Here is a 25399-nt window from a genome sequence, read left to right as displayed (position 1 = left end):
TCCTTCACGGAGGCACAATGAAACACCGCTCCTATTCGACGCTTGCCGCGACCGCGGGGCTCGCGCTCGTATTGTCGGCTTGCAGCTCGGGAGGCACGTCCTCGGGCTCCGGCGGCGGTGAGCCTCTGACTGACGGAACCTTCCGGTACGCGTTGCAAGGCGATCCGGGTGCACTCAACCCGATCATGTCCGGCTCTGCGGCAACCGCGGAAATTTCGAAGCTGGCGTACGACTCCCTGGTCTACCAAGATCCTGAAACCAGTGAATTCAAACCATGGTTGGCCGAGAAGTGGGAAGAAACGCCGACCTCCGCGTCCTTCACCATTCGTGAAGGCGTGACCTGTACCGACGGGTCGACGCTGACTGCACAGACCGTCGCGAACAACATCAACTTCGTAGCCGATCCAGCCAAGGGTTCACAACAACGCGGCACCACAGTTCCCATCGGCGCTTCGGCCACTGCCGATCTCGCCACCCGCACCATCACGGTAACCACTCCGGCGCCGACCCCGTTCCTCCTCCTCACCATCAGTCGCCTCCCGATCATGTGCGATGCCGGTCTCGAAGATCCGACCGCCTCGAACAACAAGTCGCTGGGCTCCGGCATGTTCGAAGTCACCGAAGTCTCGGCCAATGACCACTACACGTTCGAGCGTCGTGACGGTTACAGCTGGGGGCCCGACGACACCACCTCCGACACACCGGGTGTCCCCAAGACAGTCATTGCTGTCATGGCACCCAATGTCAGCACCGCAGCAAACCAGCTTCTCTCAGGCGAACTGAGCGCATCTCCGATCGCCGGTCCGGACAAGGATCGCATCGATGCCGCCAATTTCGACTCGGTCCAGCGCCCACTTCCCGCCGGTCAGATGTACTTCAATCAGATTGCGGACAATCCGACCAGCGATCCCGCCGTTCGAAAAGCTCTCGTCCAGGCTGTCAATCTCGCCGATCTCGCTGAAGTCATCACTGGCGGCCAGGGCACCCGTGCAACAAGTCTTGTCTCCGTCGAGCCCCGAGCCTGTGTGTACGACTCTGTCGCAGGCAACATTCCGGACTTCGACCTCAGCGCAGCAAAGGCAACACTGGACGCTGCAGGTTGGACCGCCGGCTCCGACGGCAAACGAAGCAAGGACGGAAAGCCGCTGACCCTCCGCCTCTTCTACGCTGCCGGCGAAGATGCGCGCAGCGCGGCAGCCGAGCTCACCCAGTCGGCATGGTCCGACCTCGGTGCGACCGTCGAGGTGACAGGAGCCGACCAGACCAAGGTTGTCGACGTCATGCTCAGTGGCAAGGACAACAACCAGTGGGACATCGCGTGGATCCAGATCAACAATTCGGTTCCCAGCGGGTTCGTCCCGTTCTTCTCCGGTCCTGCTCCGGCAGCAGGTAAGAACTTCTCTTCGATCAACAACCCCGCCTACGAAGCAGCCGTTGCCAAGGCATCCGGCTTGACCGGCGAAGCAGCGTGCGCGGAGTGGGCGGACGCCGAGTCACAGATCACCAAAACGGTGTCCGCAGTCCCGTTTGCAGATACGGTCTTGAGCTTCTACTTCAACAAGGCCGGACTCGCATTCGGTAAGACCTTCATCGGTTCTGCGTTGCGCCTCTACCAGTAGGCCGGTCGACCGAACGCGGTGCGTCAACGAGATACGTCAGATCATTGTGATCTGACGTATCTTGTTGCCACACCGATCGTCTCGTTGTCGAGTTCGACGTAGGTCAGCTGAGGAATGCTGGACGCAAGTTCACTGAAAGCCCACTTCGCGACATTCTCGAATGACGGACGGAAATCGAAAATCTCCGGCCAGACACCGCTCGCCAATTGCTCGGCACATCGATCGACGGACTCGTCCAGAGCGTCCGTGTCGACAAACCATCCACGTTCTCCGAGTTGGTCGTCCTCGAACGAGAACGCCACTCGCATCGTCACGCGAAATCCCTCGGCAGGCATCAGCGGCGGCAAGTTCTTCGCGTCCCGCACCGGTGCCGGAAGCCCCTGCCTCACAGCGAATGTACGACGGATCTCGATACTGAACATGCGCACCAAGGTATCAATGTTCATCACAATTCTATGAGCGGACCAATCGCGCAATCGCGTCGTTCGCTTCTTTGATCTTCGCGTCCGCCTCGGGCCCACCGGCAACAGCGGCTTTGACGACGCAGTGGCCGATGTGGTCCTCGAGCAGGCCCATGGCCACCGCCTGGAGGCCCTTGGTCATCGCCGACACCTGCGTCAGGATGTCGATACAGTACTTGTCCTCGTCGACCATGCGCTGCAGGCCGCGAGCTTGACCTTCTATGCGACGCAGACGCGCCAGGTAGTCGCCCTTGGCGGTGATGTAGCCGTGCGAATCTCCCGTGCAGCACACATCGCCGGTCGCATCACTGCTTTGGACACTGTTTGGAGCGCTGCTTGGCGCACTGCCAACTTCTGTCGCTTCCGACATTCGATGTCCTCCTGTTCGTCAACGCGTGACTTCGCAACAATTCTCGTTACCGGTGCGATGTGCGGATACTCTTCGACTTCCCTTGTCTTGCAGAGCAATCACTGTGCACATCGCCACGCACTTCGCTACTGCGCGAACAGATGGGTGCATGGCGATTAGCGATGCCCGTTTTCCCGCTGCTGCGAAACGCATTCGGTCTCAGTGCCCGTGGTGCGCGTGGTTCGCATGTTCGGACGCAGGTGGGGTCGCATTGTCGGCCGTCAGCGTGAATTCCGCCGTACGCACCACTCCGCCGTGCTTGAAGTCCAAAAACAACCGGTAATCCTCGGCGCTCGGCATGTTGGCGTAGAAGGTGATTGCCGGTCCAGCCGGCGTGACACCGTCACCGGGGTAGCCGTCCGGATGGACATGGAGATAGGCGAGGTCGGAGGCACGCAACGCGACCAGATGCCCGTATGCGGCAAGGTAGGGCTGCAAGTCCGTGACCGGGATTCCGTCACGACTGACCGAGAGCGTGAGCTTCGATGTCTGGCCGGCATGGGCCGCGCCTTCGAGGGAGACGGTATAGCCGTCGACCGTCGTGGCGGCAGTAGCGGCGGGCAACGGCCGAGGATCATAGGATCCGGCGACGCGCACATCCGCACTGAGCGTGATTCCGTCACCACCGTCCGGAGTGAAATCAGCAATTACTCGATAGTCTCCCGCATGATCGAAATCGACTGACACATGCCAGTTTCCGTTCTCGTCCAATTCGGGATGCACGTGCTGGAATCCGGTCAGGTCCAGACCGACCACGATCAGATGCAATTGCTTGTCGTGGGTGTCCGTGTACCGGATCAAGGGAGTTCCAACCGGATCCAGGATCCGGAACTGCAAGGGGACATGGTTGCCGACGGTCGCCTCCGACGTTGCCAATTCCAGTGTGTAGCCGTTGTCGCTGAACATCTTGCCCTCCAAAGTTTGGGTCGGCAGCACTTTCGTTGCCGTCTGCGTCAGGTTCTGCACTCCTTGACATCGAACCTGTTGCAATTTGTACCATACCCCCTAGGGTATGCAACGAACTACTCGAACACCCTGAATTCACTCGAAGGAGATCCGATGCGCATCTACACAGAGCGCCGGCCGAATGAGTTCCAAGAGCAGCATTTCCCCGTGCACCCCAACGAAGCGCTGCGCCGATGTCACCCAGGCCCGCTTACGACACCCCTTGACCACACAAGCATCACCTATACCCCGTACAGGTAAGGAACTCAGAATGTCCACACAACCGAAATCCACCCGTAAGTGGTGGGCGTTGGCGTTGATCGCCGCCGCTCAGTTCATGGTCATCATGGACACCTCCATCATCGGCGTCGCTCTCCCCCAGATGCAGAGCGATCTCGGCTTTTCCCAAGAAGGCCTGACCTGGGTCTTCAATGCGTACGTCATCGCGTTCGGCGGGCTACTCCTCCTCGGCGGCCGCCTGTCCGACCTGTTCGGCGCCCGCAGAGTGTTCTCCGCTGGTTGGCTGATCCTGCTGATCGGTTCCGTTGTCGCCGGTGCCGCCGGTAACGTCGCCGTCGAACTTGCGGGCCGTGCAGTCCAGGGCGCAGGCGCCGCACTCATCGCGCCCTCCGCGCTCACCTTGCTGATGATGCTGTTCGGCAGCACGCAGAAAGAGATGACCAAGGCGCTGTCCATCTACGGCGCTGCCGCCCCGGCCGGCGGTACGGCCGGCGTGTTCCTCGGCGGCGTCATCACCGAATACACCAGCTGGCCTTGGGTGTTCTACCTCAACATTCCCATCGCTGTCATCGCGCTGATCGCTACTCCCCTGCTGATGCCGAACGCACCGGCACGTACCGGGTCGATCGACTTCCTCGGCGCACTCGCTGTCACCGCAGGTCTTGCTGTCGGAGTCTTCGGCATCGTCAGAGCACCTGATGTCGGATGGGGATCCGGGCAGACATGGCTGGCGCTCGCCGTTTCGGCCGCTCTGTTGGGTGCATTCGTATTGATCCAGTCCAAGCGTCGGGAACCTCTGGTGCGTCTGGGAATCTTCAAGGCGCCCAACCTCGGTGCCGCGAACATCGCTCAACTCGTCCTCGGCGCCGCCTGGATACCGATGTGGTTCTTCCTGAACCTGTACCTGCAGCAAGTGCTCGGATACAGCGCCTTCCCGGCCGGTGCGGCGCTGCTGCCGATGACGATCTTCGTCATGCTCGGCATGGTCGTCGTGGCACCACGGGCCATGGCGCGCTTCGGCGCAAAAGCAATGATCGTAGCCGGATTGCTGGTACTGGGAATCGGTTTGGGTTGGATGTCGTTGATCCGGCCCACAGGCAACTTCTGGGTCGACGTACTGCCGGCATCGCTCGTGGCTGCCGCAGGTATGACGCTGGCGTTCATTCCCTCACTCGGTACGGCGATTTCGGCTGCACGCCCGGAAGAGGGCGGATTGGCTTCCGGCATCGTCAACGTCAGCTACCAGGTCGGCTCGGCTGTCGGCCTCGCGGTGATGACCGCGATCGCAGCAGTGTTCGGCGCTGATCAACTCGGTGACCTGACGGAGTTGACGAACGGTTTCTCCGCCGTGTTCCTCGGAGCAGCCGCCATCGCAGTGGTTGGCGCAGCAATCACCGCGGTCGTGATGCGGTCGACCAAGGTCGACGATCCTCGAACCGTTCAATCCACCGTCAATTCTTGACCAACTCCGGTCGTGGGTTCGGCCGGCTGTCACCAGCCGAACCCACCACCGGCGGAACCACTTAGGACTCGTTATGTCGCGCCTTGCTTCTCTCACGCCCACCACCGCTGTCGGTGCATCGAAAGACCTTCTCGCCGAACTCGTGAACCGTCACGGACAGGTCGGTGACATGGTCGCGGCGATGGCTCATTCGCCCGCTGTGCTGGGCGGCTATCTGCAACTCAGCCGGGCAATGAAGCGAGCGAAACTGAGCCGCAAGATCACCGAGCGAATCTCTATCGCTGTGCAGGTCCAGCAAGGTTGCGCTGTTTGCCTCGAAGCCCACGTCGCCGCCGCGCACGCCAACGGCGTCGAGGCGGACGAGATCGAGCGTGCCCGCGCGGGCACCTCGGCCGATCCCGCCATCGCGGCAATGATCGACCTCGGGCTTCGCGTCTATCGGGAGCCTGCCTCGATTTCAGACGAACACATCACGGGCCTTCGAGCGCACGGCTACGGTGATCGCGAGATCGCCGACGTAGTCGGAATCGTCGCCCTCAATGTCCTGACCGGAGCTTTCAATCTTGTCGCGGGAGTGAAACCAGATGAACCGGATCGCTAACTCCGCACCGGAACGGAACAGCCTGCGTCTGTTCTTGATTCGCGACTATCGCCTGCTCTTCAGCGCCCAGATCATCGCGCTGTTCGGCACCGGGTTGGCGACGGTTGCCCTGGGTCTACTCGCCTACGAACTCGCCGGACCGAGCGCCGGAGCCGTGCTGGCCACCGCGCTGACGATCAAGATGTCCCTGTACGTCGTGATCGCTCCACTCGCGGCGGCGTACGTAGGCCGGTTGCCGAGACGGGCTTTCCTCGTTGCCCTCGACGCCATTCGCGCAGCGGTCGTGATCGCATTGCCCTTCGTCAGCGAGATCTGGCACATCTACGTGCTGGTGGGCGTTCTCCAAGCTGCGTCGGCAGCGTTCACTCCCACGTTCCAAGCGGTCATCCCTGACATCGTGACCGACGAGGCCGATTTCACCCGCGCACTGTCGGCATCGCAGGTCGCTTACACGATGGAAAGCCTGCTCAGCCCTGTTCTTGCCGCGGTCGCACTGTCCTTCATGACATTCAACCTGTTGTTCGTCGCCACCTCCGTGGGCTTTGCGGTCTCGGCACTGCTCGTGCTGGCCACCCGAATCCCCAACGCTCGCCGAAGTACTCACCGCAAGGCGTGGGATCGGATCGCGTCGGGGGTGCGAATCTTCGTGACCACGCCGCGACTGCGCGGCATCATGGCACTCAATCTCGTGGTGGCAGCAGCCGGATCGATCGTGGTGGTCAACACCGTCAACTACGTCCGCGACGAGCTCGGTGGAACCCAATCCGACGTGGCGTGGATGCTTGCCGCGTCAGGCACCGGCACGTTGGTGACCGCGCTGCTTCTTCCACGCGTTCTCGACAGAACCGCTGAACGCACTGTGATGACAGCAGGTTCCGTTGTCTTGGTCGTCAGTGCCAGCGCGGCAGCAGCCCTCGCCGTGGCCGGTGTATTCACGTGGATGCTCACTGCCGCAGTGTGGGCACTCGTCGGCGCCGGGATGGCCATGATCGTCACTCCGACCGGAAAAGTACTTCGGCGCTCCGTCGAACCCGCAGGTATACCGGAGGTATTCGCCGCCCAGTTCTCCCTGTCACACCTCGCCTGGCTTGTCACCTATCCGATCGCCGGATGGGTTGGTTCGAGCGCGGGATTTGCGGTCACCTGGAGCATCCTTGCGGCGCTTGCCGCAGTGGGAACCGTTGCAGGATTTGCACTTTGGCCTCGGGAGACAGTTGCTGAATTGCCCGGACAGGCGACGTACGAAACCACGCGAGGCGAATGCACCTTGACGGCTGCCCAGTGCGCGTGCGCTCGCACCGTCTGACGTCGACGGTCCGACTGCCCCCGACAGGGCTACAACGAAAGTGGTGGTGCAGCCATCGCCTGCACCACCACTTTTCACTCAGCTCACGTCGGCATACTTCCTGGGATTTGCGTCGAACCGAGGTCCACATCCCCTGCAGCAGAACCAGTACCGATTACCTTCGAAGTCACGAAACAGGCCTTCCGCTTCGGCACGCACCTTCTCGATCACGCTGCCGGGCATGACCCGACATTCGACGAGTTCACTACTGCCAGCGGTGAGTAGGTCTTTACCACCGGTCGACATCGCCGAACCGACAGCGCCGACATCGCCTTTGGCGTCAGACTTCGGGGTGTTGCCACAGCCACAACTGCTCATTGGGATTCCTGTTCTTTTGCGGGACGGATGTGGCCCGCAAGCGAGCCCGATACAACCGCCAGTATACCCCCTATAGGTATATTTTACTGAGACTGAGGGTGCGTTCAGTTGACATCTCGCCGTATAAACCGTTGCAGGATAGGGAATATACCGTCGCTGGATCCCCGCTCGTCTGCAGCATCATGACACAGTCAACCCTATACCTACTGGGGGTATAGGGTAGGTCTGGCATCGACCATCCATGTCCGCGAGGTCGTCGGCGAAGAGGAGCAATGAAGAATTGGAAAGCAATCGGCAGCAGCCGATTCGCCGTAGTTGGAGCTTTGCTGTTGGTCGGCATGCTATGGGGAAGCTCGTTCCCCCTGGTTGCTGTGGCAGCACCAACTCTCGGCGCCGTCGGCACGACGCACGGCCGCTTCATTGTTGCAGCGTTGGTTCTCGCGCTGACAACTGCTTCCAGCAGATCGACCTGGCGCGCGGTCGGTCATCGGTTTCCTGCATTCCTACTGCTGGCTGCCCTCAACGTCGCTGGGCCCCTGACACTTGTCGCAACTGCGATCGTCGGCCTCAACTCGTCGACGGCGTCGATCCTGAATGCCACGACTCCGATGTTCACCGTATTCGTCGCCGCTTTCTGGCTTCGACAAAAGATCACCTGGCGAAAACTCTCGGGGGTCGCGATCGGCATCGTCGGCGTCTCGGTGCTTGTCGGCGGAATTCCGTCAGCGATCGACAGTCGCGCAATGCTGGCCATTGGCGCATCTTTGACCGCGGCGCTGCTGTACGCAGTCGGAGGTGTCTACGCACGAAAGTCGTTCCAGGACACTCCACCCCTGACGCTGGCCCTCGGCCAACAACTTGCCGCGGTCGCCCTCTTGGTGCCGGTGTCCGCCGTCGCTCCCCCTCCGGGGCCCATAACCGTCGGCCCACTCATCGCCGTGGTAGCCCTGAGGCTGGGGGCTACCGCCGGTGGCTACCTGGTCTACTTCTGGATAATTCGTCAGGCGGGTCCAGTCGCGGCATCGGCCGTCACTCTTCTCGTTCCGATTTCGGCATCAGCCATCGGAGTGCTGTGGTTGAACGAGCCTGTTACCTTCGCGCTCGTTGGCGGTCTTGTCATCATTCTTGCCGGAGTCGGCTTGCTCCTGGATCTTCCGCCGACGCGAGATCCATTGCGCAGGGTTGCCCCGGACCGGGCGGCTAGCGCGGACAAACGGCCGGTCAGCGGCTGATCGGAGCCGTCCAAAGTCCGACCAGCGCGTCGACGAGGTCGGTCGTGAAGTCCTCCCATGACGTGACCGCGTCCGGCCCCTCTTCGGCAAGCGTGCGCTCACGTTCGGCGAACATGTGCACGATCGCATTGCGTCCGATGTCCGCGCGGGCGCGTCGAACACTCATCGGCATGTCGGCCAGACAGTCAGAGAGTCCCCGAAGCGTCTCCTGCAGGGTGGGCGAGGCCAGTACCTCGTCGTAGACGATTTTCCGCAGGACCGGGTCGGTGAGAATCTGTGCACTGAACCGCGCGTACCAAGTCGGGCCACCCATTTCGGCGTAGTGATCGGTCGACGCCCGAACCAGACACGAAATCCAGTCACGAACGTTTGTGGACCCTTCGATCTCACACAGCAGTTCGCCACGCTTCTTCTCGACCTGCTGGGAATGCTTGTTCACGATCGCGCGGACCAGATCGGTCTTGGTCCCGAAGTGGTATCCGACGGCTGCATTGTTGCCCTGACCCGCCGCTTCACTCACCTGGCGGTTCGAAACCGCGAAGACACCGTGCTCGGCGAACAACTGCTCGGCGACGGCGAGAATGCGGTCTCGGGTTGCAGCAGAGCGCGCGGAATTTGCGGCGCCGCCGACGTCGGCCGACGCGTCCTCAGTCCTCGTAGTCATGGGCACCATCATCCTCGACCATCCGAAGCTGCTCGGCACCGGAGATATTCGTCACGATCGGAGGCGCACCCTTCCGTTAAGTCAGTCACTTGATTTAACTTTAGTTCAATCAACTGACTTAAACCATTATTCGTTCTTCCTCCGATGGAGTTACCGCAATGTCGTCAACCACTTCTCCACCACCGACAACGCCGCCACAGACAACGAAGTCGCCAGCCACCACCGCAGTGGTGGCTGTTCTGGCGTTTTCCGGCATCGTCGTCTCGCTCATGCAGACGCTGGTCATCCCGATCATCCCGCATCTGCCCGAGTACCTGAACGCGCCGGCGTCCGATACCGCGTGGGCTGTGACCGCCACGCTGCTCGCAGCTGCCGTCGCCGTCCCAACCATGGGCCGCTTGGGCGACATGTTCGGCAAACGGCGTCTACTCCTGATCAGCATGGCGCTGTTGGTAACCGGTTCGGTGGTCGGAGCACTCAGTTCGAGCGTTATCCCCCTCGTTGCCGGCCGAATCCTGCAGGGCCTTGCTGCCGGCGTCATTCCGCTGGGCATCAGCGTGATGCGCGACGTGCTTCCGCCCAAGAAGCTCGCCGGCGCTGTTGCGATGATGAGCGCTTCACTGGGAGTCGGTGGCGCTCTAGGTCTTCCGATCGCGGCTTTGATCGCCGAGTACGCCGACTGGCACGTCCTGTTCTGGGCGTCAGCCGTGCTCGGCGCTCTTGCGGCCGTTCTTGTTGTCGTCCTGGTCCCCGAATCGACGGTTCGCACAGGTGGCACGTTCGACTTCGGCGGGGCAATCTCGCTCTCAGCCGCCCTCATCGCTCTACTACTGGCCATTTCCAAGGGTGGCGACTGGGGTTGGACGAGCACGCTCACGCTTTCCCTGTTCGGCGCCGCGATCCTGATATTCGGATTCTGGGCTTGGTGGGAACTACGCACCCCCAAGCCGCTGGTGGATCTACGCGTATCCATCCGCCGCCAGGTGCTCTTCACCAACCTCGCATCGATCGTGTTCGGGTTCGCGATGTTCGCCGCCAGCATGGTCTTTCCCCAGGTAGTCCAGTTGCCTGAAGTCACTGGTTACGGCCTAGGCGGTTCGATGCTCACCGCGGGTCTGGTCATGGCTCCCTCCGGCATCATCATGATGCTGATCTCTCCGCTGTCCTCACGTATCACCAATTCGCACGGCCCCAAGGTGACGCTCATGCTCGGCGCCGTTGTCGTCGCAATCGGTTACGGCATCGGCATTTTCGCCATGCACTCGATTTGGGAACTGATCGTGATCGCCGTGATCATCGGCGCCGGTACCGGTATGGCTTACGGCGCGATGCCCGCTCTCATCATGGGGGCTGTTCCTCCGTCCGAGACCGGTGCAGCCAACAGCTTCAACACCCTGATGCGCTCCCTCGGTACATCATTCGCCAGCGCCATCGCGGGTGTCGTCATCGCCCAGATGACCATGTCCATCGGTGGGGCAACGCTGCCGTCGGAGAACGCTTTCCGCGTCGTCATGGCCCTCGCTGCCGGATCCGCCGTCGTCGCACTCGTCCTGGCCGGTTTCCTCCCTCGGTTCAAGGGCTCCAACTCCCGCAAGGAGATTGGTAGCCAGCACACCGATACGTCCCCGACCACGTCGAAGGAATCCGTTCCGACACACTGAGCCAGCGCGCAATACACACTGCGCTGTACACACAGCCCGGCCCCGGCGGAGTCCAACTCCGTCGGGGCCGACGCGTTTCACACATTTTGCTGTTGATACACCTGCGGACGACAGTTTCGTGACATGCTCCGTTGAGATGGGTGCTCGTTCGATACTCGGGGAAAGGATGCCGCGATCGCCGCTCCTCGTGCTGACGTAGCCCTTGCTGTCGCCGCCGCTGCCGTCCTGGGCATAGGCGTCGGTGTCCTTCTTGCCGATGTCGTCGCCGGCCTGGCTGCAGGTGCGGGTGCTGCGGTGGTATTTCGGTTTGCTCTTCGGATGATCAATACCCGAAAGTGAGCGTTTGCCGAGGGTCCTACTTCAGGACACGGATCGCCGAGCCCGGAAGGATTCCGCTCGATGGCGGATAGATCGACGTTGCCCCGTTGAAGAACATGTGAGCGGGAGTCGTGGATACCGGCAGCAGGTCGACGTCCTTGAACAATGCCCGCTCACTTTCCTCCCAGACCTTGCAGGACTCGTCACCGGGAAGAAGCGAAGCCTCAGTGGACAATTCGATGTACTTCTTGTTGTCGAGGGAAGCGAAGTTCACTCCTTCAGGCTTCGGTGGGCCGGTGAAGTACTTCGCAAAGATACTCGGCGTATCGCTCCCCAGCGTCAAACCGATGGAAACGTCCCACGACGACAGGTCGGTGGTGCTGAATGTGTTGGCGATGACAAAACTGTAGTCGCCGCCGGTCAGTTTCACTCTCGCGCCCAGTCCTTCCCACTGTGTTGCCACGTATTCCGCGGCGGCAGAGTTCGTATCGCGTGAGTTGTTGAAAATCACGTTGAGGGCAAGCGGTCGACCGTCCTTCGTCAGGATGCCGTCGGGACCCGCCTTCCAACCTGCGTCGGACAGCGTTTTCTTTGCTGCATCGACGTCGAAATCGGGGATCGTCCCTTCGACACTGTTGTAGTCGCAGGCAAGGGGTTCCGAAACCGCGAGGGCGCGTGCGCGGGTTCCTTTACCGCCGGTGGTGATCTCGGTGTAGTCGTCCAGGTCTACTGCCTGCACGAGGGCCTGCCGTACAGCACGGTCTGCCGTGGGTAGGGCCGCGAAATGATTGAAGATGAACTCGCCGGACAACGTGGTGTAGGTCTTCGAATCCAGACCCGCGGCCAAGACTCGTTCCTCGTCCGAACCGGTGACCGCTGCGGCATTCACTCCGCCGGTGAGAACAAGATTCGCCGTCGTACTGGGATCGGTGACAATCTTGATCGTCACTGTCTTCGGCACTCCGAGAGTGTCGGAAGTGGTCTCGCCGTTCGGACTCCAGGTGTAACCGTCGCGGCGTTCCATCGTGATGTGATCGTTCGGAACAACTTCGGTGACCTTGAACAGACCCGTTCCGTTACTACTCGAACGGATGCTGGCCGGATCTTCGAGCGTCGCAGCGCACGGAAGCCGCAACGCGCCGATTCGAGAGAGTAGGAAGGGCGCTGGCTCGGCGGTAGTCACCGTCAGTTCGTCACCGTCCGCTGAGGCCGAAGTCGACATCGGCACAGTGGATCCGCGTAGCGGTGAAGCGTTTTCAGGATCCATGACCCAGTTGATGTCATCGGCCGCGGTCTGTGCGGTGAAGGAAGTGCCGTCGGCACAAGTGATGCCCTTCTTGAGCACGAACTTCAGCGTGTTCCCTTCTTCACTCCAGCTCTCCGCCAGATAGGGACGCACAGTGCGTGTTTGCGCGTCGATGTCGATCAACGAATCGTACGAGTACGCGTTCACGATCTGAGTCGACGTAAGGTTGGTGATCAGAGGGTGCAGATTTCCGGGATCGGCGTTGATGACAGTCGTGAAACTGCCGTCCTTTGCATACTCACCGACTGAACCTTCGGGACTGGATGCGCCGCCACACCCGGCCAGGGTGAAAACGCCAACGCTGATAACTGCTGTCGCGGAGACAGAACGGGCTTTCATACGAGCCGCCATCTACTAGGAGTTGCCATGGCGACAATCGTGCGGGACTGACGTGGTCTGTATCTCGTTGAAGTTCCCCATACAGTCGGCCGTACTCTGTTCGATTGTCACTATCGACCGGACAAGCGCAGACGCTAAGTACGACGCTGCCGTTGACGGTGATTCGCGACGTTGATTCGGTTGCCGCACAACGCCGGCATGCAGTATCGGCGTCGCCCTCCCCTGCTCGTATCGACAAACACCCCGTTGCACGTCGGCGATGCGCATGGACGGAATCGTTCGTACCCCAATGTGCGCAGAGTCCCCAGCAACGAGTATCCGATCAACAACCTGAGTTCACCCGCGAGATCGATTGTGTTGTCCGGTACTGCATTCCACCGATAGCCGTTCTGGGAATCTGGCGTAAGTCGAACGTGATGCGGGACGGCCTGGAGAAGTTGATGAGTGCGATCGACTAGTTCGCCGGCAGTCGGAGCATCGAGAACCGAACGAATTTCCTCTCTGAGCCCCTGAACGTCCGCAAGTTCACCGCTGGTCGGCCCGCGTCCGTTGCGGAGTGCGTCCGGCGAGAGTCCGTGTTCACTCAGTAGATCCCGAAGCGTCTGGGAGTCTGGCAACGCGTCACCAGCCTCCACCCACACTCGGGGTGAGGTGTTGACCAGGTCCGTCGCAAACGACGCACCGGATACGTAATCGTCTAAAACTACTTGCATCCCTTACCTCCCTGCTTTACCGTAATTGAATAACCTAACTTTACACCTTACGGAGGCGGCGGGATGGAACACTGCGCAGACCACGGACTGCCCGAGATACTCCTCGACACCCACAACCGATTACGCCGCGCCGGCACCGTGGCGTCGGGGACACCCGTCGTTGCAGCCGAGCTCTACTGGTCGATCGGAGCGCTCGCCCAATGCCTGACCGCGATGGACGAGGTCATTTCACAACTGGGAATCAACGCCCAAAAGCAGTTGCGAGCTGGAAAGTTCGATGTCCAGAGCGGACCGTTCGAAGGACAACCCGACGCTGCCCTGCTCACCGCAGTTCTTGCGCTCGCCCGAGCATCGAGCAGTTGCGAACCAGTTCAGACGGCAATCGGCAATGCCCAGATCGCGGTGAGCGATCTCGTCGTCGCGAGGACTACCAGCGCCTGACACTCGGGCGGGCCACCCGCCCCAGTAGAGACTGTATGGTTGGTTTTCGGCATCCGCCGAGAGCGTCGAACAGCAGGGACCGGGTTATCACTGTGAGTACAGGGACATCAACGATCTACGAGGACAGGACCGTCCGGATCGACGATCAGGGCGTCACGATCCGCCACTACTACTTCCCGTTTGTCAGCAAGTTCGTCCCGTACTCGCAGATCGAATCCGTCGACCTCGGAGTCATGTCGTGGCTGAGCGGGCGCCTACGAATTTGGGGAACAACAGATTTCAGCTCGTGGTACAGCCTGGATCTTTCACGTCCGTGGAAGGAGACTGCGGTGGTACTCACCCTCACCGGCCGTGGAGCACCCTCGTTCAGTCCCAAAGACGCAGACCGAGTCGACGCCGAAATCCGCAGTCGCATCGGATCGCACGCCGCGGACTGACTAGCGGAACTCGGATTCGACGGTGACGATCTCACTCCAGTCGGTTCGATCGAACAACCGCGCCAGCGCAGTGAACAGAACTTCCGGGTCGACGACGCTCTCGGGTGAGTGCACACCGATCCGATCCGAAATCGTTCCGTCGGCGAGCCGGGACACCACCTGAGCAAGGCCGAGCGCCAAGGGGATTCCGGTTGCACCGGCCATGTCCGACAGCAACTCCGACACCGGTGAATCGTCTGCAATCCGGGCCACGACGCGCATCTCTCGACCTTCGAGCGCCCCTGTCGCCGAGGCGAAGAACAACGGCAGGGATCCGTGGCCGGCGCGCGTGAGCATTCGAGGCGCAGCGCGGATCATCCGTCCGAGCGAAGGCTTGCCCAATTCTTCGGCGGCCGAGTCGAGATCGATTCTCCCCTTGTCGATGTCGGCGCGGAGAACGTCGAGAAACGCCACGGTTTCCGGTGTGATGACCATCAGATTTGCCGAATGCCCCGCCGGATTGATGGTCCGATGAAACATCACCGGCTCCGGATGCCCGACCACGTAAGCGTTCCCCCGACGTCCGCCGGGCAGTTCGAGTGCGATGGAACGCAACGGTTCTTCGTTGACGATTCGCCCCGCACGAACCACCGGAACCTGGCCGCTGATCTGTTGCATCCAGTGAACGGCGGCTGCACTCAATGTGTCCACCGACTCGTCCTCGCCCTCGACATCAACCGGCCAGGCTGTATACAGATCGTCGACCACGTCCAATCGCGAGACTGCCATCGCGGCCAGGAGGTTACTCATCCCGGGACTTGCGCCCATGCCGACTACCGCACAGATTCCGGCTCCCCTCGCGGCACAGTCCAATTCCAGCATGTCGACGGCCGGCTCCCAGTCGTCGCAGATGTCGAGATAGTGAGTCCCGGTCTCGATCGCTGCCTGGAGAATGCCGACGCCGAAACGGAAGAACGGTCCGACTGTATTGACGACCACGTCTGCGCCGTCAAGCAATTCACGTAGCGTGCGACCGTCCGTGACGTCGATGCTGCGCGCCTCGACTTCCGCTGACGCCTGCGCCAGTTCAACTGAAAGACGCTTCGCAGCATCGATATCGCGATCCGCGACTACTACCTTGCCGATTCCCGGCAATGTTGCGGCCAGACGAACTGCTGCCGAGCCCATGGCGCCGGCACCGCCCAGTGCGACAACCGTGATTCCGTCAGCCATGAATTCCCTCCAAAAATGCAGTCTGATCCGCTAGATAGCCGGGAGCGAAGATCGAACGGGGAGCAAGAACGGCCACCAGAGCCGACATCAATTCCGAGTCTTCGAGGTCCTTCTCCACAATCGAGTGAGTGGCGTCGGGGTACTTCTTGACCACCAGTTGCCCTGGCGAGTCGAGTAATTCGCGGTACACCCTTTCGGTATCAGCCACGTCGACGTTGACGTCTTGTCCGCCGATGATCAAGAGCACCGGAACCTTCACGGTTTCGAGATCGGCTCGCGCATCCGAGAGGTAGTTCTTTCGGATGAAGTTCCACCGGTCTTCGGTGAGACCGTCGGCCTCGCCGGAGGCCACGAGATCGTCGAACGATGCATCACGGGCCAACTGATCCAAGTTCTTCGCACGATCGACCCGCGCTTTCTCGAACTCGTCGGCCGACGCATTTCTCTCGGAAAGTTCGGCTAGGGTATTGAATTCGCCTTGTTGGAGCCAGTTGATCGCGGGACCCACGGCAATGACGAACGCTACGTCCGGGTCGAGGTTCACCACCTTAGGCATCACCCACCCTGCCTGGCTTGCACCCCACAGACCGATCCGAGACGGATCGATATCCGAACGTCCCCGCGCCCACTCGATTGCCGCTTCCGTTTCTGCCGCGCGATCGTCCATGCTCTGGTCGAGCCAATTGCCCGGTGCCCCATTCACCCCCGGCTTGTCCCAGGAGAGTGACGCGTACCCCGCCTTTGCGAACGCCTCCCACACCGGTCGATAGAACGTCTCATGTGTTGCATCGACCGGGCCGTCTCCGTGGACGAAAACCACGAGCCCGAAGGGACCGTCACCGTGTTCGGGCAGTGCAAGGAGTCCCTGGAGCGGCACCGATCCCCCGGTGATCGTCACTTTTTCCTCTCGGATGTCATAGGTGTTCTGGTACAGCGTCCAGCCCACCAGAGTCGCGATCAGAACAACGACCACCGCCAGGGAAGTAACCATCCACCTGCGTAAACGAGGCTTACTCTTGCCCTCGCTCATCGATTCCGCTGCCATCTTCCCGCCCTAACGTACGAATTTGAAACGATCGTATTACATTCGATAGTACAGTTGTGGGCGAAGATGTCGAGAAGCGAGGAAAGGACATGGCGATGACCGACAGGGACGTCGAGGTACCCACGAGGATCTTGATCGAGGGACTACTGCGCACGGACGGAACTGTCGACGGACGCACCCTTTATGCCACCGCCGACGCCCTCGGCAAAACTGATCAACAGGTTCGGCTGTGCATCAAGCGGTTGGTCACCGAGGGGAAGTTCACTCAGGAAGGTCGCGGGCGACAGGCCACGCTACGAGCAACGCCGAAAGCCCTGCGCGAGATGGAACCCGACGTCGAATTCGTTCGGCTGGCCTATCGACAAGACCGCGACACTGTGACGCCGTGGGACGGGTACTGGCACCTGGCCGGATTCGCAATTCCGGAGTCGTCACGGAAAGGGCGAGATGCGCTGCGCACCAGGGTCGTTTACCTCGGCGGCGCGCTCGTCCAGGGCGGTCTGTACGTCTCGCCGCACGCCTGGGAACCGTATATTCGCGATGCGGCCGCCGAACTCGACGTCGAACAGCACCTGTCTTCTCTCACCACTCGAGATCTGAAAGTGGGCACTCTCGAAGACCCCGTGAAGATTGCCGCGCAGTTGTGGCCACTGGACCAGATCGCTGACGGATACGAACGGCTACTCGACGTAGCGACCGCACGCCTGCACAAACTGCAGAACAGTCCGGGTACCGATGCTGTCACGATGACCATCGAACTCGCGGCGGAATTCACGCGAGCCATGGAACCGGATCCGCTGTTGCCGCCGGAACTACTGCCCACCAACTGGATCGGCACGAGGGCTCGGTCGATCACTGCGCAGTGCTGGACGCTTCTGGCACAGGTGGACGGTGCCGACGAATTGCCGTCGCTGTTCCACCTGTACGCAGATGCAATCGGTGACGATCAGGACGCAAGCGTGCGATGACGGGGCGGCAGTCCGAAACGCCCGAGAACCTCGTCGACTGCGGTGGACGGTGTGACAAGTCCGCGATCCTGAAGCCACGGAATGGTGCTGTCCACCAGATGCTCGAGCGTGCGAGGCAATGCGAGAGGCAGCAACGTAACGCCGTCGGCGACCTCCGCAGCTCGGATATCGGCGATCAAACTGCCGAGACCGGAAGGCGTTCCGACGTAATGAAGCGAAACGGGAACCCGCGGCGAGGTCAACGCGCTGTCCAACTGCGCAAGCTCCTTACGAGCGGAGCGAGCCTCCGGCGCGATCAGAATCTCGAGATCGACCAGCACTGCGACGCTGTCGGGATCGCGTCCTTCTTCAGCGACGGCAGCGCGTATCCGTGCGCGTTCGAGCTGTGCCTCACGCAGATCCGCAGCGCGAATCCGAACCACATTGGTAGGGAATGAAGCCAAATCGAGAGCCTTTTCACCCTCGGTGAGGTCCACCCAGTAGTCGCCGCCGATGATGGGCAGGTTGCCGGGTGCGCCCTCAGCGGCCGGATGGTGACCGGATCCGGTCAACTCGACCGCTACGTGCAGAGAATGCGAAGCGAGTGAAGACATGTGAGACCTCCGAAAATCAGAAAAGTATGGGATGAGCGAGACGAATCGTCAGCTCGAACACATTCCTGAAGAGGTGCGGCACAGATCGACATGGCGACGGCACCACTGACCGAGAGTGATGCTCACTCTCGAAGGGGTGGCGGGAAAATCCGCTGGTGCCATGGCTGCCATGCTAGTTGTCCGTTCGAGTTTTCGGGGACCGAGCTCAGCTCAGACGCACTCGGCTGCGCCGGCATTGTCGTCTGCGGCTCCGAGGAAGGGGCGGGTCTCGGGCACAGGGTTCCACGCACCTGCCGTCTTCGCGTACTTCCAATCACGCTGATTCGAAACCAGGATGTTCACGGCGTCGACCAACCGCGTCACGTCGTCCGAGCTGCTACCGAGGCCGAGGCTGGCGCGAACTGCACCGCCGGAGAGGCCGAGGCGCGCGAGAACCGGATGTGCGCAGAAGCGACCGTCGCGAACTCCGATGCCGTGCTCGGCGGAGAGGAATGCGGCGATCTCGCCCGCTTCGAATCCGTCGACGGTGAAGGTGACGATTCCGACGGCGTCGGGAGCGTCGTTCCACAGTCGCACGAGTGAGACGCCCTCGATGGCGGACAAGCCGTCAGTGAGCTGGGCGGTGAGCGCCTTCTCATGCTCGGCGATCACGTCGAAGTCCAGGGCGTGCAGGGTTTCGCAGGCGGTCGCGATGGCTGCCGCACCGAGCACGTTGGGGGAACCCGCCTCGTGGCGTGCGGGCGCGCAAGCCCACTCGGTGGATTCGATGGTCACCTCACGCACGGCGCCGCCGCCGGCGAGGTACGGCTGAGCTTCGTCGAGCCAGTCACGGCGGCCGACGAGAACGCCGGCGCCGAAGGGCGCGTACAGCTTGTGGCCCGAGAACGCTACGTAGTCGACGCCGCATTCCTGCAGGTCGATGCGACGGTGGGGAGCCAACTGAGCAGCGTCGACGAGGATACGTGCGCCGCAACGGTGAGCGATGTCAGCCAAACGTGCAATCGGCAGGATCTCACCGGTCACGTTGGAGGCCCCGGTGATTGCGAGCAGCGCGGCAGGCTTGGTGCACAGTTCACCGATCAGACGCTCGATCGTTTCTTCGATGGTGTCTGCGGCGGTGACGATACGAGCGTCGTTCCACGGCAACAAGTTTGCGTGATGCTCGACGTCGAGGACGACGGTGCTGCCAGGGACGCACTGTGCAAGCAGGTTCAGCGAATCGGTGGTGTTCCGGGTGAAGACGACAACCTGATCGTCGGCACAGTTCACGAAACGAGCAACGGATTCACGAGCGTTCTCGTAGGTGAGCGTGGAGATCCGGGACGCGTAGCCGGCACCGCGGTGGACGCTGGCGTATGTCGGCAGCAACTCGGCGATACGGTCGGTGACCTGGGCCAATGCCGGCGCACTCGCGGCGTAGTCGAAGTTGGCGTAGGAGCATTCGCCACCCTGAACCAATGGAACCTGCAGGTCGGAACCCGAAACCTTGGCAATCGCGGTGGTGCAGCAGGTGTCGGCACTCAATACAGCAGTCATCGAAGACAATCCTCACGTTCAAGGACTCGTTCGTCGGGAGATGGCCCCGGAAGAGTCCGCGCTTGCCGCATTCGTTTTCGAACGCAGCCGGGTCGTCACCCGGAGCACCCCACCGCGGAGGAGGGTTGCCGACCAGCAAGCCGGGGCTGAACACTGGTACTCGTGACCTGGCAACGAGGATGGCAGGAACCTCCCGTGCTTGTCAAGACGAAGCCGCGAAGATCTCCGTCAGGGCGCGATGGTCCGGCAAGCAAGGTGGAGCGCGAGTCTCGTTTCCGGATCTGCGAGATCCACCGAGAGAAGGCGCTGAATTCTATCGATCCGACTCGATACGGTGTTGCGGTGCAACCCCATTCGGGTTGCGGTGTGAGCCAGAGACGATTCTTCGTCGAGGTACGTCGACAGAGTCTCGAGCAACTCTCCATTGGAATCGCGTAGCGGTGCGAGCAATGCTGCGGCCGCAGGCTGGAAGGTGTCGGTTCGCGTCCACGCCAGCAGCAACTGCGCCAGCCCGAGGCGGTCCACGTGCAGGAATCGACCTGTTTGAGATCGGGAACCGGCGAGCCGAGCGGCATCCCCGGCCTCCGACAGGGACGAACCGATTCCAGCCGGACCGTCGTGTGCGCGTCCCACACCTACCCAGGTCTCCATCGTGGGTTCCAACCTGGCCTGAGCTGCACGGATGCACTCGGCGATCCTGGTGATCGCCTCCGGTCGCGGCTCGCCTGGCAGAGTCGTCCACGCCGCCCAGCCGTCAGCCTGTTCCACGACATTGGCGTCGATTCCCTCGGCGGCGAGAGCATCTGCAACCTCGCTGCGTCTTGCCACCAGGTCGACCTCACCGACCGCCAGGACTTTGATGCCGATGTGCCATCCGTCCAGCATCCAACCCGCGTCGAGTGCGCGCCGGAGCAGTCCGGGTGTGGCGTCTGCTGACGTGTCGATCAGTTCACCGAGCAACGCGCTACGCCGGCGCGCTTCACGCTCGTCGACCATGCGCGCAACGGCCAGTCGGTGCCCGGCAGCCAACGAGGCCACGTCGAGAACCACTGAGAGAGAAGCCTCTTCGACGCTTTGACGCACCGGGAGCAACACCGCCAGCCAGGGCTCTCGGGCTGCGCCGGACATCACCGGGCACGCAATCAGGACCCCGCCGGAGTCCAATTCGACCGTGGTGGGCGCCCCGCGACCCGACAACATACCGGCAGCTGCTCGATCAGCGTCCGACAACAGGTCGGCGCCGGTCATCGGACGTCCGGACGTGTCCAGGAGAAAGAATGAACGCTGAAAGGTGTTCAGTAGCACCGACAGAAGATTCTCGACGCTTCCTCCGGCTCGTTGGCCCGCGTGTGTCGCCCGCAGTACTGCGTCGGCCATCACCGCCCGCGAATTCGAGAGAAGATCACGAAGATCCACGCTGAACTGCCACGGGTCGGATACTCCGAGCACCACCAGTCCGAGCCGATCGGCAAGCAACGAGAGATTCGCATCCTCCGCCGCAGCGCTGTGCACAGCGACCACCTGGCAGCCGGTCGCCGCTGTGCGCCGAAGGAGAGCGTCGAATCTCCACTCCCCGATGTCGATTCGATCGAGAATCACCAGAACTGATCCTGAACTCGCCGCACCCGACACGGCCTCGGCCGACTGTGCCGATTCCCCGGTGAGTGCTCCCACTGTCGTCACGACGGGATCACCCTCCCCGGCCAGTCGATACAGCCCGACAAAGGCCGGGTTGTTCAGCAACGCCGAAACACTCGCGCTCATCGCGCCTCCATCAGCACTGCGTCGTGGTCGATCCCGAATGCCCGCGGGCCGACAACTTTCAATCTGCCCACTTCTTCCGCCCACCACTGTGGACCGGGAAGAACCAACACGGCCACATCGTGCCCCTGGTGCACGGATTCACACGAGACGAAGGCGCCGGTCCGCACGTCGAGCAACGTCACGATGTCCGGGCACGTTGCAATCATCTCGCCGTCCAACGCGACGGTCAGGAACTCACTCTCGAATTCGACTCGTATCACCGCAGAACCGTGCTCGAGAATCACGCTGCCCCGACGATCTCCGGTGTCCGGACGACTACGACGCACCGCACGCACCCGGCCTGCCCCCAGTACTCGAGCCCCGGAGCTTTCCGCGATCTGCCGCCAACTGCCCAGTGCCCCGATGTGCTGACCCAGTTCGTGCGCCCGAGACAGAGTTCCCGGAATGCACGCCTCCTGCACCGTCCGCGCATCGATCGACGCGATCGCCAGAGCACCCCAACCGCTGGTTCTCCCGATCAACGACCGCACTGCTACCTCGGCGCCGAGCACATCCACTCCGTCGACGACGGTAATGAGGCCGCCGGGCTGGGCGAGTGTGACCGGGCACAATTCCAACCCGGCTGCGGCGAGAGAGAAGTGATCGAGCCGCGGCATCGCTCGACCCAGCAGGTCCGCGTCGACCACGGGAATTCCCAACGCCAACGCCGCCGCAATGCCGGAGAGAGCGTTGAGTCCACCGCCTTCGAAAGTCATCACCGCGGTCGGACGCTTCCCGGTCCAGCGCGTCAAAGCTGCTGCAGTATCTGCAAACTCACGCCCGGAGGGCAATTGCTCCTCCAAGGCCAGGGCCGATCCGACGATTCCCACCGGCATCACCAATGCCTCCTCCGGCAACTGGTCCGGCGCGATGACCTCCACCGAAGTAGACGTCATCAGTGGACGCAGCAATTCCACGAACAAGCGTGGATCGCCGCCCCCGCCGCAGCCCAGGACCACCGCCCCCGCTGCGATCGCGTCGAGGTCGGCCTCCCGGACCGCGTGCAGCCTGCTCACGGCTCGCTATTCTGCCAGTACAGGTTGCTCGAGTGTCTCCACCGGCAGGAACGGGCGATCGAGCCCGAAGCTAGCCGGGCCGAAGACCGCCAGTGCCTCCGGGGTTCTCATGATGGGTGGGGTCGCGATCCCGATGACCGCAACGCGCTGCCCGTACCGCAAGCCCTCGGTGGTGACGGGTTCGGCGGTATCGGCCTCGACGATGCAGATCAGGTCTGGCACGATCGCCACCATCACTCCGGATTGGACGGCGATCAGATTTTCGTTCTGGAACTGAACTTCCAGCTCTTCGTCTCCGACGCCGGCGATCCGCACCGAACCCCGAGCGAACCCCTCATCGGTTCGCCGGTCGACATCGATCACCTTGCCGTCAAAGAGAACTCGCCCGTATCCGTAGAGCGTGTCGGCGAGACTGTCGACAAGCGCCTGCACCGGGTCCACCCGCTGCTCACGTGAAAGTCTGATGGACCGGCCGATGGTCATGGCCAACGACAGAGTCCGTGGGATCGCCGTCCGCTTCACATCTGCACCCGTCATCGAGTACTGCGCGATGTGCGCCATCCCACCGAACCTCGACGTCACCCCGCGGGCGAGGCCCTCCAATCTGCTGTTGTCACTTCCGGTGTCGAAGATCGCCACCTCGTCGTGCTCGTTCGCCATGGCGAGCGGACTCGCCGAAATCCCGTACACCGAGAAGGTTTCCATCTCGAGCTGAGGAAAGGCTCGCCCCATCCCGTCGGCGTCGACAACCGGCAGGCCGCGCCGTGCGGCCACCAGCAACGGAATCATCGAATTGATTCCGCCGCACTCCATCGGCATCGTGGCATCTGCAGTTCGACCCGTGTGCTTCTCCAACGTGATCAGCGCCAGCTCGGGTTCGGTTCCGCGCGGCATCTTTTCGACCACGACGGTCGGGGCACCCATCTGCGCGACGGGAATCACCCACGCGTCGTCGTCAAGCTCCTCCGGATCGAGAATTGTGATTTCACCGGCCTCACCGAGCGCCTGCGTGACCAACATCTTGCCGACGAACGGATCTCCCCCGCCGCCGGTGCCCAACAAGGCTGCGCCCCTGGCGAGGTCGTCGAGATCCGCCGTTCGTAGTGTCCAACTCATCGTGAGCCCTCCTGACCGGTGGAGACCAAACCACTGTGCAGTGCCAAGTCACCGACTGCCTTCACTCGAATACGTGTTGCGTTGCCCGGCAGATACGGAATCGGGACCTCGTCGAACTCCACGATCTGCACCGACTCGGGCCGTGCGCCTGCGGCGACTGCCCGATCGATCGCCTCCTGGCGAGCATCGTCGGCAAAAACCTGCCGGTGCCCGTCCCGCACCGCTTCGACTCGATCTACCTCACCACTGACCTGCGCGATCGCAGCGCCGATCGCATTGGCAACATCGAAGCGCTCAGGACGAATCACCGTTCCCAGGCCCGGGAGTTCACGCTCCAGCAGTACCGATCCCCCGCCAACCGCCACAACGGGAAGTGGATCCGACGTGGTCCGCATCTGTTCCACGGCGTCGGCGACTCGGCGCGAGATCCGGTCGAGTGCCGTCGACACCAGGCCGCGGTCGAGGTGCGCCACCGCACTGCGATCTCCGACGTCGGCCAAGCCTGCCGCGACGGCTATGTCGGTGGCCGTCAACGTGTCACCGCCGAATACGAGTGCCCGTGAACCCAATTCGTATCCCACAGATTCGGGTCCGACTGTGAGTCCGTCTGCATCCACCAGCGAACCACCACCGATACCGATCGAGAAGACGTCCGGCATACGGAAATTGGTCCGTACCCCGGCGACCGTCACCTCCGTGGTGGCTTCTCGCGGGAAACCGTTGGTCAATACGCCCACGTCGGTAGTGGTACCTCCGATGTCGATCACCGCACAGCTGGCCAGACCGGACAGCACAGCGGCGCCTCGCATGGAGTTGGTCGGCCCCGAAGCGAAAGTCGCCACCGGATAACGCCTCGCGTACTCGATGTCCATCAAGGTTCCGTCGTTCTGGCTCAGGTACAGCGGCGCGACAATGCCGTGCTCGACCAAAGATCGGGCAAGACCGTCGACGATGTGATCGGCGAGCTCGCGCAGCGCAGCATTGATGATGGTCGCGTTCTCCCGCTGAAGTAGACCCACTCGACCGATCTCGTGCGAGAGCGAAATTGCGACGTCCGGGCCGAGTTCCTCACGCACGATCTCCGCGGCGGCCGCTTCGCATTCGAGATTGACCGGAGAGAACACCGAAGATATTGCGACCGAACGAGTACCGCTGCGAGCCATATCGGCGGCATGGCGGCGAATCTCGTTGGGGTCCAGCGACGAAATACGACGACCGTCGAACTCGTGCCCACCGTGAGCGAGGTAGCGCCTTCCTTGCACAGCGGAGACCAGGTCTCGCGGCCACCCCACCATCGGCGGAAGCGCCGCGGTCGCCGGAAGCCCCAATCGCAGAGCCGCTGTCGGTGCAAGTCCGCGTTGCTCGATGAGAGCGTTGAGAAAGTGCGTCGTGCCGATCATCACTGCTTGAACAGCGCTGGGAGAGAACGAGTACTGCTGCTGCAGCGCCGTCAGAGCTCCGCCGATTCCGCCGGTGATGTCCTTGCTGGTCGAGTGTTTGACATGCCCGATGACGGTGGTCCCGTCCATCAGGACCGCATCGGTGTTCGTACCACCGACGTCGATTCCGATTCGCATCGCGAACTCCCTTCTACAGTGT

24 protein-coding genes and 1 riboswitch are annotated in these 25399 nt (G+C 61.9%); of the genes, 9 read left to right on the top strand and 15 right to left on the bottom strand.

The genetic code is table 11. The features are described 5' to 3' along the window. Positions 1-17 precede the first annotated feature (17 nt). Entirely contained in the window at positions 18-1619 is a 1602-nt protein-coding gene (locus tag EHW12_RS02950; protein ID WP_125050263.1) for an ABC transporter substrate-binding protein, read from the top strand. Positions 1620-1660: 41 nt separating this feature from the next. On the opposite strand, the gene EHW12_RS02945 is transcribed toward EHW12_RS02950, so the two are convergent. From EHW12_RS02945 to EHW12_RS02935, 3 genes are all read right to left on the bottom strand, one after another. Further along, positions 1661-2065, bottom strand: coding sequence for a 6-carboxytetrahydropterin synthase (locus EHW12_RS02945; protein ID WP_125050262.1), 405 nt, complete (start codon positions 2063-2065; stop codon positions 1661-1663). Between the two features lie 7 nt (positions 2066-2072). Continuing rightward, positions 2073-2450: a metal-sensitive transcriptional regulator gene (locus EHW12_RS02940; protein ID WP_064111441.1), complete on the bottom strand. Its 378-nt coding sequence runs from the start codon at positions 2448-2450 to the stop codon at positions 2073-2075. 198 nt (positions 2451-2648) lie between these two features. After that, positions 2649-3455, bottom strand: a complete 807-nt coding sequence (locus EHW12_RS02935) for a hypothetical protein (RefSeq protein ID WP_125050261.1) — start codon at positions 3453-3455, stop codon at positions 2649-2651. Between the two features lie 250 nt (positions 3456-3705). Here EHW12_RS02935 and EHW12_RS02930 point away from each other — a divergent pair, with 250 nt between their 5' ends. From EHW12_RS02930 to EHW12_RS02920, 3 genes are all read left to right on the top strand, one after another. Next, positions 3706-5136 (top strand): MFS transporter, encoded by a 1431-nt coding sequence (locus EHW12_RS02930; protein WP_029537467.1) that lies wholly within the window; start codon positions 3706-3708, stop codon positions 5134-5136. Positions 5137-5209: 73 nt separating this feature from the next. Next, positions 5210-5737: a carboxymuconolactone decarboxylase family protein gene (locus EHW12_RS02925; RefSeq protein ID WP_058227976.1), complete on the top strand. Its 528-nt coding sequence runs from the start codon at positions 5210-5212 to the stop codon at positions 5735-5737. Beyond that, a complete protein-coding gene (locus EHW12_RS02920) occupies positions 5721-7043 on the top strand; it encodes an MFS transporter (RefSeq protein WP_206434810.1) in 1323 nt (440 codons plus the stop codon). Before EHW12_RS02925 ends, EHW12_RS02920 begins: the two co-directional genes overlap by 17 nt. Before the next feature lie 78 nt (positions 7044-7121). Here EHW12_RS02920 and EHW12_RS02915 read toward each other — a convergent pair whose 3' ends face one another. Then, positions 7122-7400 carry a YHS domain-containing protein gene (locus EHW12_RS02915; protein WP_125050260.1) on the bottom strand — a complete coding sequence of 93 codons (279 nt, stop codon included), beginning with the start codon at positions 7398-7400 and terminating at the stop codon, positions 7122-7124. A 272-nt stretch (positions 7401-7672) separates the two neighbouring features. Here EHW12_RS02915 and EHW12_RS02910 point away from each other — a divergent pair, with 272 nt between their 5' ends. Further along, positions 7673-8632: a DMT family transporter gene (locus EHW12_RS02910; protein ID WP_125050259.1), complete on the top strand. Its 960-nt coding sequence runs from the start codon at positions 7673-7675 to the stop codon at positions 8630-8632. Here EHW12_RS02910 and EHW12_RS02905 read toward each other — a convergent pair. Next, complete coding sequence (locus tag EHW12_RS02905; protein ID WP_007727120.1) at positions 8622-9296, bottom strand: TetR/AcrR family transcriptional regulator; 675 nt, start codon at positions 9294-9296, stop codon at positions 8622-8624. The two genes, EHW12_RS02910 and EHW12_RS02905, sit on opposite strands and share 11 nt — an antisense overlap. A gap of 158 nt (positions 9297-9454) precedes the next feature. Here EHW12_RS02905 and EHW12_RS02900 point away from each other — a divergent pair, with 158 nt between their 5' ends. Beyond that, positions 9455-10957 carry an MFS transporter gene (locus EHW12_RS02900; protein WP_050655929.1) on the top strand — a complete coding sequence of 501 codons (1503 nt, stop codon included), beginning with the start codon at positions 9455-9457 and terminating at the stop codon, positions 10955-10957. 355 nt (positions 10958-11312) lie between these two features. Here the strand turns inward: EHW12_RS02900 and EHW12_RS02895 are convergent, their stop codons facing one another. Both EHW12_RS02895 and EHW12_RS02890 read right to left on the bottom strand, forming a co-directional pair. Beyond that, positions 11313-12920, bottom strand: coding sequence for an ABC transporter substrate-binding protein (locus EHW12_RS02895; RefSeq protein WP_042450529.1), 1608 nt, complete (start codon positions 12918-12920; stop codon positions 11313-11315). A gap of 134 nt (positions 12921-13054) precedes the next feature. Then, positions 13055-13633, bottom strand: coding sequence for a CGNR zinc finger domain-containing protein (locus tag EHW12_RS02890; protein ID WP_007727125.1), 579 nt, complete (start codon positions 13631-13633; stop codon positions 13055-13057). Between the two features lie 63 nt (positions 13634-13696). Between EHW12_RS02890 and EHW12_RS02885 the strand changes: the two genes are divergently transcribed. Both EHW12_RS02885 and EHW12_RS02880 read left to right on the top strand, forming a co-directional pair. Continuing rightward, a complete protein-coding gene (locus tag EHW12_RS02885; protein ID WP_007727127.1) occupies positions 13697-14074 on the top strand; it encodes a hypothetical protein in 378 nt (125 codons plus the stop codon). Positions 14075-14166: 92 nt separating this feature from the next. Then, complete coding sequence (locus tag EHW12_RS02880; RefSeq protein ID WP_039972777.1) at positions 14167-14511, top strand: hypothetical protein; 345 nt, start codon at positions 14167-14169, stop codon at positions 14509-14511. Here EHW12_RS02880 and EHW12_RS02875 read toward each other — a convergent pair whose 3' ends face one another. Together EHW12_RS02875 and EHW12_RS02870 are read right to left on the bottom strand one after the other, a co-directional pair. Beyond that, entirely contained in the window at positions 14512-15723 is a 1212-nt protein-coding gene (locus tag EHW12_RS02875; protein WP_099697782.1) for a saccharopine dehydrogenase NADP-binding domain-containing protein, read from the bottom strand. It lies immediately after the preceding gene. Then, on the bottom strand, positions 15716-16714 hold the full coding sequence (locus EHW12_RS02870; protein ID WP_206434848.1) for an alpha/beta hydrolase: 999 nt from the start codon (positions 16712-16714) through the stop codon (positions 15716-15718). Before EHW12_RS02870 ends, EHW12_RS02875 begins: the two co-directional genes overlap by 8 nt. 143 nt (positions 16715-16857) lie before the next feature. Here EHW12_RS02870 and EHW12_RS02865 point away from each other — a divergent pair, with 143 nt between their 5' ends. Beyond that, a complete protein-coding gene (locus EHW12_RS02865; RefSeq protein ID WP_206434809.1) occupies positions 16858-17736 on the top strand; it encodes a PaaX family transcriptional regulator C-terminal domain-containing protein in 879 nt (292 codons plus the stop codon). On the opposite strand, the gene EHW12_RS02860 is transcribed toward EHW12_RS02865, so the two are convergent. The 6 genes from EHW12_RS02860 to EHW12_RS02835 form a co-directional block, all read right to left on the bottom strand. Continuing rightward, positions 17715-18329, bottom strand: coding sequence for a hypothetical protein (locus tag EHW12_RS02860; RefSeq protein ID WP_050655923.1), 615 nt, complete (start codon positions 18327-18329; stop codon positions 17715-17717). The two genes, EHW12_RS02865 and EHW12_RS02860, sit on opposite strands and share 22 nt — an antisense overlap. Before the next feature lie 210 nt (positions 18330-18539). After that, entirely contained in the window at positions 18540-19865 is a 1326-nt protein-coding gene (locus EHW12_RS02855) for an aminotransferase class V-fold PLP-dependent enzyme (RefSeq protein ID WP_054831718.1), read from the bottom strand. Positions 19866-19918: 53 nt separating this feature from the next. Beyond that, positions 19919-20033: riboswitch (SAM riboswitch) on the bottom strand. A 60-nt stretch (positions 20034-20093) separates the two neighbouring features. Beyond that, a complete protein-coding gene (locus EHW12_RS02850; protein WP_047269699.1) occupies positions 20094-21629 on the bottom strand; it encodes a helix-turn-helix domain-containing protein in 1536 nt (511 codons plus the stop codon). Next, the gene (locus tag EHW12_RS02845; protein WP_058039286.1) at positions 21626-22684 is read right to left on the bottom strand and encodes a DUF917 domain-containing protein; all 1059 of its coding nucleotides are present in this window, start codon (positions 22682-22684) and stop codon (positions 21626-21628) included. Before EHW12_RS02845 ends, EHW12_RS02850 begins: the two co-directional genes overlap by 4 nt. Positions 22685-22690: 6 nt before the next feature. Continuing rightward, positions 22691-23800 (bottom strand): DUF917 domain-containing protein, encoded by a 1110-nt coding sequence (locus EHW12_RS02840; RefSeq protein ID WP_125050256.1) that lies wholly within the window; start codon positions 23798-23800, stop codon positions 22691-22693. Further along, positions 23797-25377 carry a hydantoinase/oxoprolinase family protein gene (locus EHW12_RS02835; RefSeq protein WP_125050255.1) on the bottom strand — a complete coding sequence of 527 codons (1581 nt, stop codon included), beginning with the start codon at positions 25375-25377 and terminating at the stop codon, positions 23797-23799. Before EHW12_RS02835 ends, EHW12_RS02840 begins: the two co-directional genes overlap by 4 nt. Positions 25378-25399 lie beyond the last annotated feature (22 nt).

This window comes from Rhodococcus sp. NJ-530, assembly GCF_003860625.1.
In the GTDB taxonomy this organism is placed as follows: domain Bacteria; phylum Actinomycetota; class Actinomycetes; order Mycobacteriales; family Mycobacteriaceae; genus Rhodococcus_F; species Rhodococcus_F qingshengii.
Note: the sequence above shows the minus strand (reverse complement) of the source record. Positions and strands in the feature narration are given on the sequence as shown.

Coding starts and splice junctions, on each gene's coding strand:
- EHW12_RS02855 (WP_054831718.1), bottom strand. CDS start 19,865: ATGACTGCTGTATTGAGTGCCGACACCTGCTGCACCACCGCGATTGCC.
- EHW12_RS02870 (WP_206434848.1), bottom strand. CDS start 16,714: ATGGTTACTTCCCTGGCGGTGGTCGTTGTTCTGATCGCGACTCTGGTG.
- EHW12_RS02865 (WP_206434809.1), top strand. CDS start 16,858: ATGGCGATGACCGACAGGGACGTCGAGGTACCCACGAGGATCTTGATC.
- EHW12_RS02860 (WP_050655923.1), bottom strand. CDS start 18,329: ATGTCTTCACTCGCTTCGCATTCTCTGCACGTAGCGGTCGAGTTGACC.
- EHW12_RS02840 (WP_125050256.1), bottom strand. CDS start 23,800: ATGAGTTGGACACTACGAACGGCGGATCTCGACGACCTCGCCAGGGGC.
- EHW12_RS02930 (WP_029537467.1), top strand. CDS start 3,706: ATGTCCACACAACCGAAATCCACCCGTAAGTGGTGGGCGTTGGCGTTG.
- EHW12_RS02920 (WP_206434810.1), top strand. CDS start 5,721: ATGAACCGGATCGCTAACTCCGCACCGGAACGGAACAGCCTGCGTCTG.
- EHW12_RS02895 (WP_042450529.1), bottom strand. CDS start 12,920: ATGAAAGCCCGTTCTGTCTCCGCGACAGCAGTTATCAGCGTTGGCGTT.
- EHW12_RS02905 (WP_007727120.1), bottom strand. CDS start 9,296: ATGACTACGAGGACTGAGGACGCGTCGGCCGACGTCGGCGGCGCCGCA.
- EHW12_RS02835 (WP_125050255.1), bottom strand. CDS start 25,377: ATGCGAATCGGAATCGACGTCGGTGGTACGAACACCGATGCGGTCCTG.
- EHW12_RS02940 (WP_064111441.1), bottom strand. CDS start 2,450: ATGTCGGAAGCGACAGAAGTTGGCAGTGCGCCAAGCAGCGCTCCAAAC.
- EHW12_RS02875 (WP_099697782.1), bottom strand. CDS start 15,723: ATGGCTGACGGAATCACGGTTGTCGCACTGGGCGGTGCCGGCGCCATG.
- EHW12_RS02890 (WP_007727125.1), bottom strand. CDS start 13,633: ATGCAAGTAGTTTTAGACGATTACGTATCCGGTGCGTCGTTTGCGACG.
- EHW12_RS02925 (WP_058227976.1), top strand. CDS start 5,210: ATGTCGCGCCTTGCTTCTCTCACGCCCACCACCGCTGTCGGTGCATCG.
- EHW12_RS02850 (WP_047269699.1), bottom strand. CDS start 21,629: ATGAGCGCGAGTGTTTCGGCGTTGCTGAACAACCCGGCCTTTGTCGGG.
- EHW12_RS02885 (WP_007727127.1), top strand. CDS start 13,697: ATGGAACACTGCGCAGACCACGGACTGCCCGAGATACTCCTCGACACC.
- EHW12_RS02945 (WP_125050262.1), bottom strand. CDS start 2,065: ATGAACATTGATACCTTGGTGCGCATGTTCAGTATCGAGATCCGTCGT.
- EHW12_RS02950 (WP_125050263.1), top strand. CDS start 18: ATGAAACACCGCTCCTATTCGACGCTTGCCGCGACCGCGGGGCTCGCG.
- EHW12_RS02910 (WP_125050259.1), top strand. CDS start 7,673: ATGAAGAATTGGAAAGCAATCGGCAGCAGCCGATTCGCCGTAGTTGGA.
- EHW12_RS02900 (WP_050655929.1), top strand. CDS start 9,455: ATGTCGTCAACCACTTCTCCACCACCGACAACGCCGCCACAGACAACG.
- EHW12_RS02915 (WP_125050260.1), bottom strand. CDS start 7,400: ATGAGCAGTTGTGGCTGTGGCAACACCCCGAAGTCTGACGCCAAAGGC.